General features: G+C 73.8%; 14 protein-coding genes. 7 read left to right on the top strand and 7 right to left on the bottom strand.

Annotated elements, in window-relative coordinates:
• Positions 1 to 636 carry a biotin transporter BioY gene (locus AC6EI4_RS05115; protein ID WP_498450764.1) on the bottom strand — a complete coding sequence of 212 codons (636 nt, stop codon included), beginning with the start codon at positions 634 to 636 and terminating at the stop codon, positions 1 to 3.
• Between the two features lie 140 nt (positions 637 to 776).
• Between AC6EI4_RS05115 and AC6EI4_RS05110 the strand changes: the two genes are divergently transcribed.
• From AC6EI4_RS05110 to AC6EI4_RS05095, 4 genes are all read left to right on the top strand, one after another.
• Positions 777 to 1,466, top strand: coding sequence for a nitroreductase (locus AC6EI4_RS05110; protein WP_498450763.1), 690 nt, complete (start codon positions 777 to 779; stop codon positions 1,464 to 1,466).
• Positions 1,467 to 1,520: 54 nt separating this feature from the next.
• Positions 1,521 to 2,303, top strand: a complete 783-nt coding sequence (locus AC6EI4_RS05105; RefSeq protein WP_498450762.1) for an enoyl-CoA hydratase-related protein — start codon at positions 1,521 to 1,523, stop codon at positions 2,301 to 2,303.
• 68 nt (positions 2,304 to 2,371) lie between these two features.
• A complete protein-coding gene (locus AC6EI4_RS05100; protein ID WP_498450761.1) occupies positions 2,372 to 3,430 on the top strand; it encodes a hypothetical protein in 1,059 nt (352 codons plus the stop codon).
• Entirely contained in the window at positions 3,431 to 4,879 is a 1,449-nt protein-coding gene (locus tag AC6EI4_RS05095) for a hypothetical protein (protein WP_498450760.1), read from the top strand.
• 6 nt (positions 4,880 to 4,885) lie between these two features.
• On the opposite strand, the gene AC6EI4_RS05090 is transcribed toward AC6EI4_RS05095, so the two are convergent.
• From AC6EI4_RS05090 to AC6EI4_RS05070, 5 genes are all read right to left on the bottom strand, one after another.
• Positions 4,886 to 6,475 (bottom strand): acyl-CoA synthetase, encoded by a 1,590-nt coding sequence (locus AC6EI4_RS05090; protein WP_498450759.1) that lies wholly within the window; start codon positions 6,473 to 6,475, stop codon positions 4,886 to 4,888.
• Positions 6,476 to 7,074: 599 nt separating this feature from the next.
• The gene (locus tag AC6EI4_RS05085; RefSeq protein ID WP_498424126.1) at positions 7,075 to 8,259 is read right to left on the bottom strand and encodes an acyl-CoA dehydrogenase family protein; all 1,185 of its coding nucleotides are present in this window, start codon (positions 8,257 to 8,259) and stop codon (positions 7,075 to 7,077) included.
• 76 nt (positions 8,260 to 8,335) lie between these two features.
• On the bottom strand, positions 8,336 to 8,653 hold the full coding sequence (locus AC6EI4_RS05080) for a DUF202 domain-containing protein (protein WP_498424125.1): 318 nt from the start codon (positions 8,651 to 8,653) through the stop codon (positions 8,336 to 8,338).
• A gap of 1 nt (position 8,654) precedes the next feature.
• On the bottom strand, positions 8,655 to 9,011 hold the full coding sequence (locus AC6EI4_RS05075) for a YidH family protein (protein WP_498450758.1): 357 nt from the start codon (positions 9,009 to 9,011) through the stop codon (positions 8,655 to 8,657).
• A 24-nt stretch (positions 9,012 to 9,035) separates the two neighbouring features.
• Positions 9,036 to 9,812, bottom strand: coding sequence for an SDR family NAD(P)-dependent oxidoreductase (locus AC6EI4_RS05070; RefSeq protein ID WP_498424123.1), 777 nt, complete (start codon positions 9,810 to 9,812; stop codon positions 9,036 to 9,038).
• Positions 9,813 to 9,958: 146 nt separating this feature from the next.
• Here AC6EI4_RS05070 and AC6EI4_RS05065 point away from each other — a divergent pair, with 146 nt between their 5' ends.
• Positions 9,959 to 10,720, top strand: coding sequence for an SDR family NAD(P)-dependent oxidoreductase (locus tag AC6EI4_RS05065; RefSeq protein ID WP_498450757.1), 762 nt, complete (start codon positions 9,959 to 9,961; stop codon positions 10,718 to 10,720).
• Positions 10,721 to 10,745: 25 nt separating this feature from the next.
• Here the strand turns inward: AC6EI4_RS05065 and AC6EI4_RS05060 are convergent, their stop codons facing one another.
• Positions 10,746 to 11,387, bottom strand: coding sequence for a TetR family transcriptional regulator (locus AC6EI4_RS05060; RefSeq protein ID WP_498424121.1), 642 nt, complete (start codon positions 11,385 to 11,387; stop codon positions 10,746 to 10,748).
• Between the two features lie 126 nt (positions 11,388 to 11,513).
• On the opposite strand from AC6EI4_RS05060, the gene AC6EI4_RS05055 reads away from it, so the two are divergent.
• A complete protein-coding gene (locus tag AC6EI4_RS05055; RefSeq protein ID WP_498424120.1) occupies positions 11,514 to 13,688 on the top strand; it encodes an arylsulfatase in 2,175 nt (724 codons plus the stop codon).
• Positions 13,685 to 14,641 (top strand): formylglycine-generating enzyme family protein, encoded by a 957-nt coding sequence (locus AC6EI4_RS05050; RefSeq protein WP_498450756.1) that lies wholly within the window; start codon positions 13,685 to 13,687, stop codon positions 14,639 to 14,641. The genes AC6EI4_RS05055 and AC6EI4_RS05050 overlap by 4 nt, the downstream gene beginning before the upstream one ends.
• Positions 14,642 to 14,752 lie beyond the last annotated feature (111 nt).

The following is a 14,752-nucleotide window of genomic DNA, read 5'->3' as shown; positions in this document are numbered from 1 at the left end:
TCAGGCGGTCCCGGTCGGGTGCGCGGGCGTGGCGGCGCGCCGACGGGTGCGCAGCAGGCCCGGGTAGGCGGTGTGCACCCCGCGCGCCACGAGCGCGGTCAGCACCGCCTTGACGACGTCGCCGGGCAGGAACACCAGCGCCGCGACCAGGGCGGCCCACAGGCTGGTGTCGGTGCGGATCGCGGTGCCCGGCACGCCGAAGGCGTAGAGCACCAGCACGCCGCCGAGCAGGTTGGCGGCGATGCCGGTCCACAGCCGGTACGGCGCGCCCGCGACCTGGGTGAGCCAGCCGATGACGAAGGCCGCCACCGGGTAGCCGAGCAGGTAGCCGACGCTCGGGCCGGCGAAGACGCCGAGCCCGCCGCGGCCGCCGGCCAGCAGCGGGAGGCCGAGGGCGACCAGCCCCAGCAGCAGCAGCACCGCCATCGCGCCGCGGCGCGGGCCGAGCAGCGCGCCGGCGAGCATCACGCCCATCGACTGGGCGGTGATCGGGACGCTCCCCCCGAACGGGACGATCGCCGGGATCGCGCCCAGCGCGGCGATGACGCCGGCGAAGATCGCGACCAGCGCCAGGTCGCGACCCGCGCTGGCCGGCGCCGCGGCGGGCGCGGCGGTCCTGCGGGAGGAGAGCTTCACGGCGGACGTCCTCGGGGGAGGGGCGGGCAGGGGCGGGATTGACGGTCGGGCGGGGGTGACCCTGAGGTCACCAGAGTCTAGGTCCGCCGCCGACATCCCCCGTGTGACCTCCGCCACCTGATGCGTCGTACGCTCACAGCGTGACTGTCAACGACGCCTCCGCGGCCCCCTCCTTCCCCGAGCTGATGGACCAGCGCTGGAGCTGCCGCGCGTTCCTCGCCGAGGAGGTCCCCGACGACGTGATGACGCGGATGTTCTCCCTGGCCCAGCGCACCGCCTCGTGGTGCAACACCCAGCCGTGGCAGGTGCACGTGACCAGCGGCGAGGCGACGCGACGCTTCGCGAAGAGCCTGGGCGAGCACGTGCTGGCCAACCCGCAGACCTCGGACCTGCCGATGCCGGCGGGCTACCACGGCGTCTACCAGGAGCGGCGCCGTGAGGGCGGCTACGCGCTCTACGCCAGCCTCGGCATCGACCGCGGCGACCAGGAGGCGCGGCTCGCGCAGATGCTGAGGAACTACAGCTTCTTCGGGGCGCCGCACGTCGCGGTGATCACCACCGACCGCGAGCAGGGCGTGTACGGCGCCATCGACTGCGGCGGCTACGTGGCGAACCTGATGCACGCCGCGCACACCCTCGGGCTGGCATGCGTTCCCCAGGCGGCGATCGCGATGTACTCCGACCACGTGCGCGAGTTCCTCGACCTGCCCGAGGACCGGCTGGTGGTCTGCGCGGTGTCGTTCGGCTACGCCGACCTCGAGGACCCGGTGAACCGGTTCCGCACCTCGCGCGCCGAGGTCGCCGACGCGGTCACGTTCCTGCGCGACTGACCGCCTGGAGGAACGGCGCCGGGCGGGCCGCCCCGGTGGCCTAGGCTCCTGCGCGTGACTGAGCACGCAGAGCCCGCCGAGCTGCTGATCCACCGTCGCGACCGCGTCGTCGAGGTGGTGTTCAACCGTCCGGCGCGGCACAACGCCTTCACCAAGGCGATGTACACCCAGCTGCGCGACCTGTGCGAGGAGCTGCGCGAGGACGCGTCCGTGCGGGTGCTGGTGCTGCGCGGAGCCGGCGGGCGGGCGTTCGCCGCCGGCAACGAGATCAGCGACTTCGTCGAGGCCGACGCGGTCGCCTACGAGGGTTGGATCCGCGAGCTGCTGCGCGCCCTCTTCGAGCTGCCCCAGGTGACCGTCGCGGCGATCGAGGGCGTCTGCGTGGGCGGCGGGCTCGCCGTGGCCACCCACTGCGACCTGCGGATCGCCGCCGAGGGATCGCGCTTCGGCTACCCGATCGCCCGCACCCTGGGCAACGCGCTGTCCGCGTCGGTGGTCTACCGCTGCGCCGCGGTCTTCGGGGAGTCGCTGACCCGGGAGATGCTGCTGACCTCCCGGCTGACGTCGGCCGAGCGGGCCTACGCGGCGGGCGCGCTGATGTCGGTGGTGCCCGCCGACGGGCTGACCGCCGAGGTGGACGCGGTCGTCGAGGGCCTGCTCACCGCCTCCGGTGTCACCCTGCGCGCCACCAAGGAGCAGCTGACCGCGCGGGCCCGGGTCCTGGAGGCCGAGCCGGCCGGCGACGACGAGCTGCTGCGCGAGGTCTACACCGGCGACGACTTCGCGGAGGGCGTGCGCGCCTTCGTCGCCAAGGAGAAGCCCACCTTCGCGCGTTGAGCGCGTTGAGCGCGTTGAGCGCGTGGAGCGCGGTTTGGGAGGGCCCGAGCGGCGGTAGATACTGCCGCGTGACCCGCCGGCTGCTCATCGTCCTCCTGATGCTCGCGCTCGTGCCGGCGCTGCCGGCCCGCGCCGGTGCCGCCACCGACTACGTCACCGAGGTCGCGCGCGCGTTGGCCGAGGGGCCGGTGCACCTCAGCGACGACAGCGGCGCGCTGAGCACCGCGCAGGCCGACGCGCTCGCCGAGCGCATCGACGGCTGGCGCAAGGACGTGTACGTCGCGGTGGTCCCGGCCGCGGCGCTCTCCGCGATGCCCGGGACCAGCGACCCCGCGCAGGCGATGGCGTTCGTGGACGGGGTGGCCGACCAGGTGGGCCGCGACGGCGTCTACGTCGTCAGCTTCAGCGGGGCGGGCACCTACGGCGCCGCCTACGGCACCGACGACCCGATCGGGGGGATCGTCGCCGACGAGGTCGACGAGCACACCCTGGGCCAGGTCGAGCAGATCCTCAACGGCGTCCTGGACGGGCTCGGCGCCCCGGGCGGCGAGGACGACGGCTTCAGGTGGGGATGGCTCCTGCTCGGGCTGGGCGTCGCGGCGCTGGCCGGGGCCCTGCTGTGGGTGCTGGTGGGGCGCCGGCGCGGCACCGTCCGCTCGCGCGCCACCAGCGAGGAGGAGCGCTGGGCCGGCCCCGCCGACTACCGCCCGGCGTTCGCCGTACAGCCCGACGAGCACGACACCGTCGAGGAGCGCGCCGCCCTGGCCCGCGAGGACGTCACCCGGCTCGGCGAGGAGATCGACCGCGAGGATCTGCCGACCACGGACCCGGCGGTGGCCGCGCACGTCGGGGCCGGACTGGACGCCTACTACGACGCCTCGCGCCGCGTCGACGCGCTCACCACCGACGAGGAGCTGCGCCAGATCGGCGAGGTCGTGGAGTACGCCCGCTGGCAGCTGGCCTGCGCCCGCGCCCGACTCGCCGGCACGGCGCCACCGCCGCGTCGGGTGCCCTGCTTCGTCGACGCCGAGCACGGCGTCTCGGTCACCGATGCCCGCTGGTCGCCCCCGGGCGGCGTCGAGCGCCCCGTCCCCGTCTGCCGCCCCTGTCTCGATCGGATGAGCTGAATGAGAATCAACCTGGCCAATGTGGTGGTCCCCGGCGTGGTGCTGGTCGTCTTCGCGATGGCCCTGCTCGGGCGCTGCTCGGGCGAGGAGCTCTCCGACGGACCTTCGATCGGCTCCCGCAACGGCGGCACCGCGGACGCCTACCTCGACCAGGTGGCCATCGAGCTCGCGCAGCCCGGGGTGTACGTCGACCCGCGGGTGCACGCGAACGGGGACCTGACCCCGGCGGCGGCGACCGAGCTCGACGAGGCGACCGCGGAGACCCCCGGGCCGGTGCGGATCGCGGTCCTCGCCGCCGAGTCCCTGGTCATCGACGACCCCGTGACGTGGGCCAACCAGGAGGACAACCTGGTCTACGACCCCTCCGAGCTCGTCGGGCAGATCTACGACCGGGTCGGGGTGGACGGCACGTACGCGGTGCTGGTCGCGGCCGACAGCCCGGAGGACGGACGCTCGTTCACCGCGTACCAGTTCGCCGAGGAGCGGCCGTTCTACAAGGTCGAGGACGCCGTGGACAGCGCCGTCGACTGCTGTGCGCCCCAGTACGGGCGGATGCTGACGGAGTTCGTCGCGGAGGTCGACGACGAGGAGGCCAACGTCGGCGCCATCGTGGCCTGGACCGCGGGCGGCGTCGGTGTCGCGGGTGTGGTGGGCGGCGGCGTGGTCGTGGGACGGCGGGTCCGCACCCGGCGGCGGGCCGACGCCGCGGTCGCCGACGCCTGGCGCGAGCCCCTGAACGAGGAGGTCATCGAGCTCTCCGCGACCGTCTCCGCGCTGCCGCCGGCGCCGGCCGACTCGCCGGAGGCGCAGCGGGCGCGCACCGTGCTGGACCTGGTCGAGGCGGCCCGGCAGCGCCTGGACACGATGAGCACCTCGGAGGACGTGGAGGGGGTGGTCACCCGGCTGGCCGACGCCCGCTACGAGCTGACCGTGGTGGACGCGCTGCGCCGCGGCAAGCCGGTGCCGCGCCGTACCGCGCCGTGCTTCTTCGACCCCCGGCACGGGCCCAGCGTCGACCAGCAGCTGTTCACGCCCGCGCGCGGCACCGAGCGGCACGTGCCGGTGTGCGTCGACTGCCGGGCCCAGGTCGAGGCCAAGCGGACCCCGACGACGCGGACGGTGAAGATCGGCAGCGACCGGCGGTTCTACTGGGACGTCGGGCGCACCAGCCGGCCCTACCTCAACGGCTACTGGCAGGACGACCGGTTCGCCGACGAGCAGGCCGAGCGGGTACGCCGCGCCTCGCCGCGCGACTTCGACTCCTCCTCGCCGACGGCCCGGCCGTCCGCGCCCCGGCAGCGCCGGCCGGTCTCGTTCGTGTGGGAGGGCGACTCGGACTCCGGGTCGGGCTCGAGCCGGTCGCGGTCGACGTCGTCGCGCCGGCGCAGCTCCGGCGGCGGGTCCAGCCGGCGCTCGACGCGTCGCTCGGGCGGCAGCCGCCGGTTCTGAGGGGGCTCAGGCCTGGGCGATGTCCGCGTGGGCCGCGCGCAGCTCGCGCTTGAGGATCTTGCCCGACGGGTTCTTGGGCAGGGCGTCGGCGACCACGACGTACTTGGGCGCCTTGTAGCCCGCGAGCACCGAGCGGCAGTGCGCGAGGACGTCGTCGGGGGTGAGGGTGGTGCCGGCCTTGGGCACCACCACCGCGGCGACCGCCTCCACCCAGTGCGGGTGGCTGACCCCGAAGACGGCGACCTCGGCGACGTCGGCGAGGCCGTAGATCGCCTCCTCGACCTCGCGGCTGGCGACGTTCTCGCCGCCGGTCTTGATCATGTCCTTCTTGCGGTCCACGACGTAGAGGCGGCCCTCGTCGTCGAGGTAGCCCAGATCCCCGGAGTGGAACCAGCCGCCGCGGAACGCCTCCGCGGTCTTGGCCTCGTCGCGGTGGTAGCCCAGCGTCGCGTGCGGTGAGCGGTGCACGATCTCGCCCACGGTCCCCGCCGGCACCGGCGCGTCGAGGTCGTCGACGATGCGGGTCTCCACGTTGAGCGCGGCCCGGCCGGCCGAGCCCGCGTGGGAGAGCTGCTCGTCGGGGCCGAGGATCGTGGCCAGCGGGGCCATCTCGGTCTGGCCGTAGAAGTTCCACAGGTCGACCTCGGGCAGCCGCTCGCGGATCTCCTTGAGCACCTCGACCGGCATCGCGGAGGCGCCGTAGTAGCCCTTGCGCAGGCTGGACAGGTCCGCGGTCTCGAACTCCGGGGCGCGCAGCAGGCCGATCCACACCGTGGGCGGCGCGAAGAACTTGGTGACCCGCTCGGCCTCGATGGTGCGCAGGATCGCCGCCGGGTCGGGGCCGGGCAGGATGATGCTGGTCGCGCCCAGGTAGACGTCCGGGCCGAGGAAGCAGTCGAGCTGCGCGCAGTGGTAGAGCGGCAGCGTGTGCAGGTCGACGTCGTCGGCGCTCATCGACCCGTCCACGACACAGGACACGTACTGCCACAGCAGCGAGCGGCTGGACAGCTGGGCGCCCTTGGGCCGCGACTCGGTGCCGGAGGTGTACATCAGCCGGATCGGGTCGTCGTCGTCCACGTGCACCGGCGGCGCGGCGCCGTCGTGGTCGCACCAGTCCTGCACGTCGTGCCAGCCGGCCGGGGGAGCCGCCCCGGCCGCCGTCGCGGCCGGCTGGATCACGGCCCGCCGCGTCACCGTGCCCGTCGACGCCGCGATCGCCCGCTCGGCGACCGGCACCAGCGCGGACTCCACCACGAACGTGGAGGCCCCGCTGTGGTCGAGGATGTAGGCGATCTCGTCGCCGCCGAGCATGAAGTTGATCGGCACCAACACCACGCCGAGGCGCGCGGTCGCGAAGGAGAGCACCGCGAACTGCCAGCAGTTGTGGCTCAGCAGGGCCAGCCGGTCGCCCTTGACCAGCCCCTGCGCGGCCAGCGCCGCCGCGGTCCGGTCCACCACCGCCTCCAGCTCGGCGAAGGTGAGTCGCACGTCGCCGTCGACGAGGGCGGTGCGGGCCGGCACCCGCCGCGCCGTACGGCGGGGGAGGTCGCCGAGGGACTGCTGACGGGCCTGGAGGACGGGGGACGGCTCGGGCATGCGGCTCTCCTCGAGTGGCGCGACGTGGCGTGGGTCACGTCCACCCTAGGGGGCGAGGTGGGTGGGTGGGGGTTGCGTGCTGGGGTGCGGCGGGGGCTGGGGCGGGGCTGGGGCGGGATGGCGATGGGGGGTGGCGGAGGAGGGTCCGCGGAGGGGGCGCGCAGGAGGGGCCGCCGAGGAGGGGCCGCGCAGGAGGGGTCGCCGAGGAGGGGCCGCGCAGGAGGGGCCGCCGAGGAGGGGCGAACGGGTGGGCGCGGGGAGAGCGACCGTTCAGAAGGAAAACGCGGCCCTGCGCAGCCGCCTCAGGCGTGGGCGCCGGCGAGTTTTCCTTCTGAACGGTCGCTGCCCGATCCGCCCCCGCCCGATCCCGCGGGAAAGTCAGCGCCGCCGCGCCGCCGGGGCCGCATGACGCGCGGCGCCGCCCGCACGCCGTACTGGCCACACGAAACCCGTACTTCCCACGTGTTCCTTCGCGTGGGAAGTACGGGTTTCACGAGTTAACTCGTGAATCCGACAGTCCCAGGAGCCCCGCCAGCCCCGAAGGCCCCGTCAGCGCCAGCCCGCCCCCGCAGCGCCGCAGCACCCCCGCAGCCCCGCCCTCACCCCAGCCCGAGCCCCGGGTCCGTGGCGATGCGGCCGGCGCCGGCCTTGTCGAGGTGGCGGGCGATGACCATCCGCTGGATCTGGTTGGTGCCCTCGAAGATCTGCATCACCTTGGCCTCGCGCATGTAGCGCTCGACGGGGAAGTCGCGGGTGTAGCCGTAGCCGCCGAGGACCTGGACGGCGTCGGTGGTCACCTTCATCGCGTTGTCGGTGGCGACCATCTTGGCGATCGAGGCCTCGCGGCCGAAGGGGAGGCCGCGGTCCTTGAGGCGAGCCGCGTGCAGGGTGGTCGCCCGGGCGCTCTGTACGGCGGCCTCCATGTCGGCCAGGACGAAGGCCAGGCCCTGGTGGTCGATGATCCGCTTGCCGAAGGTCTCGCGCTCCTGGGCGTAGGCGACGGCGCGGTCCAGCGCCCCCTGCGCCAGGCCGGTGGCGACGGCGGCGATCCCGAGGCGCCCGGAGTCCAGCCCGGCCAGCGCGATCTTGAGGCCGTCACCCTCGTCGCCGAGGCGACGCTCGACGGGCACCCGGACGTCGTCGAGGAGCATCGTCGCGGTGGTGGAGCCGGTCAGGCCCATCTTGCGCTCGGGGGTGTCGGCGACCAGGCCGGGGGTGTCGGCGGGGATGAGGAAGCAGGAGATGCCGTTGCGGTCCTCGGAGGTGCGGGCCATCACCTTGTAGAAGTCGGCCTGGCCGCCGTGCGTGGTCCACGCCTTCGCGCCGTTGAGCACGTACTCGTCGCCGACCCGGCGCGCGGTCGTGCGCATCGCCGCGGGGTCGGAGCCGGCGTGCGGCTCGGAGAGGCAGTAGGCGCCGAGCAGTTGGCCGCCGAGCATGTCGGGCAGCCAGGCCTGCTTCTGCTCCTCGGTGCCGCGGGTGGCCAGCCCGAAGCAGGACAGCGCGTGCACCGAGACCCCGACGCCGACGCTCGACCAGACCGCGCCGATCTCCTCGAGCACCTGCAGGTAGACCTCGTAGGGCTGAGCGCCGCCGCCGTACTGCTCGGGGTAGGGCAGGCCCAGCAGCCCGGTCTCGCCGAGCATCCGGAAGATGTCGCGGGGGAACTCCTCGTCGGCCTCGGCCTGCGCGGAGCGCGGCGCCAGCTCGCGCTCGGCGAGCTCGCGGACCAGCCGGAGCAGGTCGGTGGCCTCGTCGGTGGGCAGCACGCGGCTGGCGGTCATCGGCACCTCGGCAGGTTCGTCGGGACGGGTCGCACGCAGGGACGGCCGCGCGTCGAGACACGGTAGCGAGGCAGGCTCAGCGCAGGACGAGCGCGGTCAGCTCGGTCACGCCCAGGAGCGCGGTGGCCGCGGCCACGCCCAACGGCGCCCGCCCGCCGCGCCGCAACGGCCGGGCACTCAGGCCGACCTCTTCGTCGTAGCGGTCGCGGGTCTCGATGAAGACCCAGACGGTGAGCACCACGGCGAGACCCAGCGGGACCAGCACGATGTCTCCCGCGCCGTCGGTGCTCACCCGCGCCAGCGCGATGGAGCCGGCCATCAGCGCGACGGCGGTGCGCTGCCAGGCCAGCGCGGTGCGCTCGTTGATCTCCCCGTCGCTGCCGGGCGCGGGCATCTCAGATGCCCAGGAGGATCAGCGCGACGGCCACGACCGCCAGCGACACCGCGAACGGTGCCCCGAAGCCCAGCGAGCGCAACGGCTCGCTGCGGCGCATCGCCCGCTCGCCGCGAGCCCAACGCACCCACCCGCCGAGGGCGCACAGGATCCCGAACGCCACCAACAGCCCGGCGAGGACGCGCTGGTGCCCCTCAGGCAGTCGCGTGTTCACGGCGTCGAGGCCGACCCCGCCTGCCATCAGCGTGAGCGAGGTCCGGATCCAGGCGAGGAAGGTGCGCTCGTTGGCCAGGCTCGAGGAGTAGTCCGGCTCCTCGCCGGTGTCGTACACCCAACTGGGCCAACGCTCATCCTTCATATGCCCAGATTGCCAGTCAGGGCCTCACTCGCCCAGGTCCGGCGCCCAACTGACGCCGTTGATGTGGCTCCCGCCGTCGACGAAGAGCGTGTTGCCGGTGACGTAGCGGCAGTCCTCGGAGGCCAGGAACAGCGCGGCCGGCGCGATGTCGTCGTCGGGGTCGCCGATCCGTCCCATCGGGTTGGCCCGGTTCGCGGACTCCTCGAGCTCGGGGTGCTCGGTCATCATCCGCCGGAACGCCGCGCTCTTCGCACCCGGCGCGAGCGCGTTGACGGTGACGCCGGTCGGCGCCCACTCGCGCGCCGCGGTGCGGGTCAGCGTGCGCAGCGCCTCCTTGGCGCTGTTGTACTCCAGCGAGCCCATGTGGGCGTTGACGCCGTTGAGGCTCACCATGTTCACCACCCGGCCCCAGCCGCGCGCCTTCATGTGCGGGAACGCCGCGCGCATCGCCCAGAACGGCCCGTAGTAGCCGACCCGGAAGCCGGCCTCGAGCATCTCGTCGGTCTTGTGCTCGACCCGGCCCACGTTGCCCGCGCCCCAGGCGTTGTTGACCAGGATGTCCACCGAGCCGTACGTCGTGAGCGCGGTGTCGACCATCGCCTCGACCTGGGCGCGGTCCCCGACGTCGGTGCGCACGAACGTGCCGCCCACCTCCTCGGCGGTGGCCCGGCCGGTCTCCTCGTTGAGCTCGGCGACCACCACGCGGGCACCCTCCGCGGCGAAGCGCCGGACGATGCCGGCGCCGATCCCGTCGCCGCCGCCGGTGATGACCGCGACGCGTCCTGCAAGCCGATTTCCCATGGCGCTCATCCAACGCCCGGCCTCTGCCGGGAACGCCGGCGCTCCCGGTGATCGGGATGGATCCGGAGCCGGGTGCGCCGGCGCTTCCTACGGTGACGGCTCCGCTCCGTCGCCGGCGACCGGGCGCCACCACACCGAGGAGAACCATGGACACGCTCGAGGGACAGGTCGCGATCGTGACAGGCGCCGGCCAGGGGGTCGGCCAGGGCATCGCCCTCGCGCTGGCCACCGAGGGGGTGAACGTGGCGGTGCTCGGCCGGACCCTCGCCAAGCTGGAGGACACCTGCGCGCGGCTGCGCGAGCGCGGCGTGAAGGCCGAGCCGTTCGCCTGCAACGTGCTCAAGACCGACACCCTCGCCGGGGTGGTCGACGAGGTCGTCGCGGAGTTCGGCGGCGTCGACATCCTCGTCAACAACGCCTACGACGGGGCGCAGGGCCCGCTGCTGGACCTCGACGACCGCGCGTTCTCGCGGGGGTTCGTGAGCGGCCCGTTCGCCGCGTTCGCGCTGATGCGCGCGTGCCACCCGCACATGGTCCAGCGCGGCGGCGGCAACATCATCAACCTGGTCACCTCCGCGATGGTGCGCTGGGACCTCAGCAACTACGGCGCCTACGCGGCCGCCAAGCAGGCGCTGCGCTCGCTGACCCGCACCGCCGCCGTCGAGTGGGCCTCCGACGGGATCCGCGCCAACTGCATCGCCCCGCACGCGCTGTCGCCGGGATTGAAGTGGTGGACCGAGGCGCACCCCGAGGAGGCCGAGGAGTTCGTCGCCTCGATCCCGATGAAGCGCATCGGCGACTGCGAGGACGACATCGGCCGCGCCGTGGTGGCGCTGGTCGGCCCGGACATGCGCTACCTCACCGGCGCCACGATCCCGCTCGACGGCGGACAGGCCCACTTCGGCTGAGACCGGCAGGGCCCGCCCAAGCGCCTCAGAGCGGCCGGGCCTCGCTCGGGCGCTGGGGCGCCTCCAGCAGCGCGACCATCATCTCGACGAGGTCGGCCAGCACCTCACCGGTGCTGGCGGCCGTCTCCGGTCGGATCGCCAGCTCCTGCTCGTGGTCGGCCAGCAGGCGCAGGCTGATCCGGGCCACCCAGCGCATCCGCCGCTCGAAGACCTCCGAGCTGAGCGAGGGCATCATCCAGCGCAGCTGGCGCACGGTGGCCCGGAAGGAGGGCGGCTGGACCTGGCTGACCCGCCAGGAGTCGGCCAGCGAGTAGTCGTCCATCGCGTTGGCGAGGAAGCGCAGGTAGTGGGTGCGCGGCGCCGAGCTTCGGAGGCTCTCGGCGAGCGGGTAGACCAGCACCCGGACCAGCGAGCGCACGTCCGGCTGCTGCTGGGCCAGGTCGGCGATCAGCGCCGCGCGGCGCTGGTCGATGGGCACCGAGCGCAGCGCCACGACCGCGTCCACCAGCCCCTGCTTGGAGCCGAAGTGGTACTGGGCGGCCGAGTTGTTCCGCTGCCCCGCGTGCTGGCCGACGGTGCGCAGCGACACCGCGCCCACGCCCTGCTCGGCGAAGAGCCGCTCGGCGACCTCGATCATCCGCTCCCGGGCGTCCTGGGCCTCGCTCACCACTGCACCTCGCTCAACCCCGCTCCTCGTCGCCTGTCGCCGAGCGGGACGGACCGTTGACGCCCTGAGGCGGCTGTCTTAGCGTCCGGCGTAAGACACGTATCTTAGCGCGGACCAGGAGCCCAGATGACCCCCGCCACCCGCACACCCAACGTCGTCGTGGTGCTGCTCGACGACGTCGGCTTCGGCGCGCCCGCGACGTTCGGTGGCGTGATCGCGACCCCCACCCTGGACCGGCTCGCCGCGCGGGGCCTGCGCTACAACCGGTTCCACACCACCGCCATCTGCTCGCCGACCCGCGCCTCGCTGCTCACCGGCCGCGACCCGCACGTCACCGGCGTCGGCACGGTGCTGAACTCGGCCTTCGACCACCCGGCGTACCGCGGCGTGCTGCGCGCGGAGACCGCCGGACTCGCGACGATCCTGCAGGACCACGGCTGGAGCACCGCCTGCATCGGCAAGTGGCACCTGGCGCCGGCCTGGGAGTCCTCCCAGGTCGGCCCGTTCGACCGCTGGCCCACCGGGCAGGGCTTCGACACCTTCTACGGCTTCCTCGGCGGCGAGACCCACCAGTACGAGCCGACCCTCTACGAGGGCACCCGGCCTGTCGAGCGGCCTGACCGCGACGACTACCACCTCACCGAGGACCTGGTGGACCGCTCGATCGAGTGGGTGCGGATGCAGCGCGCGATGACCCCCGAGCGGCCCTTCTTCCTCTATCTCGCCCCGGGCGCGACGCACGCGCCGCTACACGTACCCGGCCCGTGGAGCGCGCGGTACGCCGGCCGCTTCGACGAGGGCTGGGACGCGATGCGCGAGCGGATCCTGCACGAGCAGAAGCGACGCGGCGTGCTGCCGGCCGACACCGACCTGACCCCGCGACCCGAGGAGATCCCGGCCTGGGCCGACCTCGACGACGACGAGCGCACCGTCGCGATCCGGCTGATGGAGGTCTACGCGGGCTTCCTCGAGCACACCGACACCCACCTGGGCCGCCTCGTCGACGAGCTCGAGGCCAGCGGCCAGTTCGAGGACACCCTGTTCTGCTACATCGTCGGCGACAACGGCAGCAGCGCTGAGGGCGGGCCACCCGGGTCGCTCAACTACATGGGTGCGCTGCAGGGGCTCCAGGAGTCCACCGCGCAGCAGCTGGCCGGCCTCGACCGGATCGGCGGCCCCGACTCCTACGCGCAATACCCCGCGGGCTGGGCGTGGGCGATGACCGCGCCGTTCCAGTGGATGAAGCAGGTCGCCTCGCACCTGGGCGGCACCCGCAACCCGATGGTGCTGACCTGGCCGGCCGGGATCCACGAGCCGGGCGGGATGCGCGAGCAGTTCGCGCACGTCAACGACCTCGCGCCCACGGTCCTGGAGCTCGCCGGGATCGCCGCCCCCGACAGCGTCGACGGCGTGGAGCAGCTGCCGATGGACGGCACCAGCCTGGTGTACTCCTTCAACTCCCCGCAGGCGCCCGAGGAGCACCAGACGCAGTACTTCGAGGTCAACGGCCACCGCTCGGTCTACCACCGCGGCTGGCTCGCCTCGGCCCACCACGGGGGCGTGCCCTGGACGGTCGGGCTGCCGCCGGGGCGCCCGCGCCCGTTCGAGGACGACGTGTGGGAGCTCTACGACCTGACCACCGACTTCAGCCAGGCCCACGACCTCGCCGCGCAGGAGCCGGAGCGGCTCGCGGAGCTGGTGGAGCTGTTCGGCCGGCACGCCGAGCGGGTCGGCATCTGGCCGCTGCGCGACACCCGGGTCTCGCGCACCCCGATGCCGAACCTGGTCGAGGACCGCACCAGCTTCACCTTCCACGCGGGCACCGTCGGCATCCCCGAGAGCAACGCGCCCCGGATGCTGGGCCGCTCCTGGCACCTGCGCGCCGGGCTCGAGGTGGCTGCCGACGCGAGCGTGCGCGGGGTGGTGGCCACGATGGGCGGCCGCGCCGCCGGCTGGTCGCTGTGGTTGAGCCAGGACGGCCGCCCCGTGCTGACCTACCGCACCTTCGAGATGGCAGAGCTGGAGCTGCGCGGCGCGCCGCTGGCGGCGGGACGCCACCAGGTCGAGGTGACCTTGAAGTACGACGGCGGCGGGCGCGGGCGCGGCGCCACGATCACCCTGGTGGTGGACGGCGAGGCGGTGGACGAGGGCCGGGTCGCGGTCACCCCGCCGGCCATCTTCTCCATCGACGAGACCTTCGACATCGGGCTCACCACCGGCTCGCCGGTCGGCGACTACCCGGTCAGCTACCCGTTCGCCGGCGGGCGGATCGAGCGCGTCGACATCGAGCTCGACGGGTGAGCGGCTGCTGCTCCCCGGGCGGGCTCGCGCCGGACCCGCAGCGACCGGAGCAGCCCGAACGCCCCCGCGACGCCGCGACCCGCTCGCCGGCTCGGCGGGCCGGGCGCCGGCCGATCCCGGGCGGCGGGTTCGCGATGGGGGACCACTTCGCGGAGGGCTACCCCGAGGACGGGGAGGGCCCGGTGCGGGCGGTGATGCTGGCGTCGTTCCACCTCGACGCCACGACCGTGACCAACGCGCAGTTCGCGGAGTTCGTCGAGGCCACCGGGCACGTCACCGACGCCGAGCTGGCCGGCCTGAGCGCGGTCTTCCACCTCGCCCACACCGGCCCGGACGCCGACGTCGTGCGGGCGGTGGACCAGGCGCCGTGGTGGCTGGTGGTCCGCGGCGCCGACTGGCGCCGTCCCGCGGGGCGCGGCTCGGACGCCGCGGCCCTGTCCGAGCACCCGGTGGTGCACGTGTCCTGGCGCGACGCCACGGCGTACGCCGCGTGGGCCGGCGCGCGGCTGCCCACCGAGGCCGAGTGGGAGTACGCCGCGCGCGGCGGCCTGCACGGGAGGCGCTACCCGTGGGGCGACCGGCTGACCGAGGTGGGCCCCGACGGTGAGGAGCGCTGGCGCTGCAACATCTGGCAGGGCGACTTCCCGCACGCCAACACCCTCGCCGACGGACACCTGGGCACCGCCCCGGTCCACTCCTACGAGCCCAACGGCTATGGGCTTCTGCAGATGGCCGGCAACGTCTGGGAGTGGTGCGCGGACTGGTTCTCGCCGAGCTCCGTCGGGGCGCCGCTGCTCGCGCCGGCCGGTCCGCCCGCAGGCACCCGGCGGGTGCTGCGCGGCGGCTCCTACCTGTGCCACGCGTCGTACTGCCATCGCTACCGCGTCGCGGCACGCTCCTCCAGCACCCCCCGGTCCACGGCCGGGAACACCGGGTTCAGATGCGCGTCTTAATTTCTTCCGATCAGTGGGACGTGCGTCACGTGATCCACGCCACGCCACCTAGCGTCGGGTCCTGCACGGTGGCTGCCCGAAAGTCCACCTGCATCCCGACCTGGAGGAACA

It is taken from the genome of Nocardioides sp. Z43_10 (assembly GCF_059766615.1).
The sequence above is the reverse complement of the archived record's forward strand: the minus strand, read 5'-3'. Positions and strand labels throughout refer to the sequence as shown.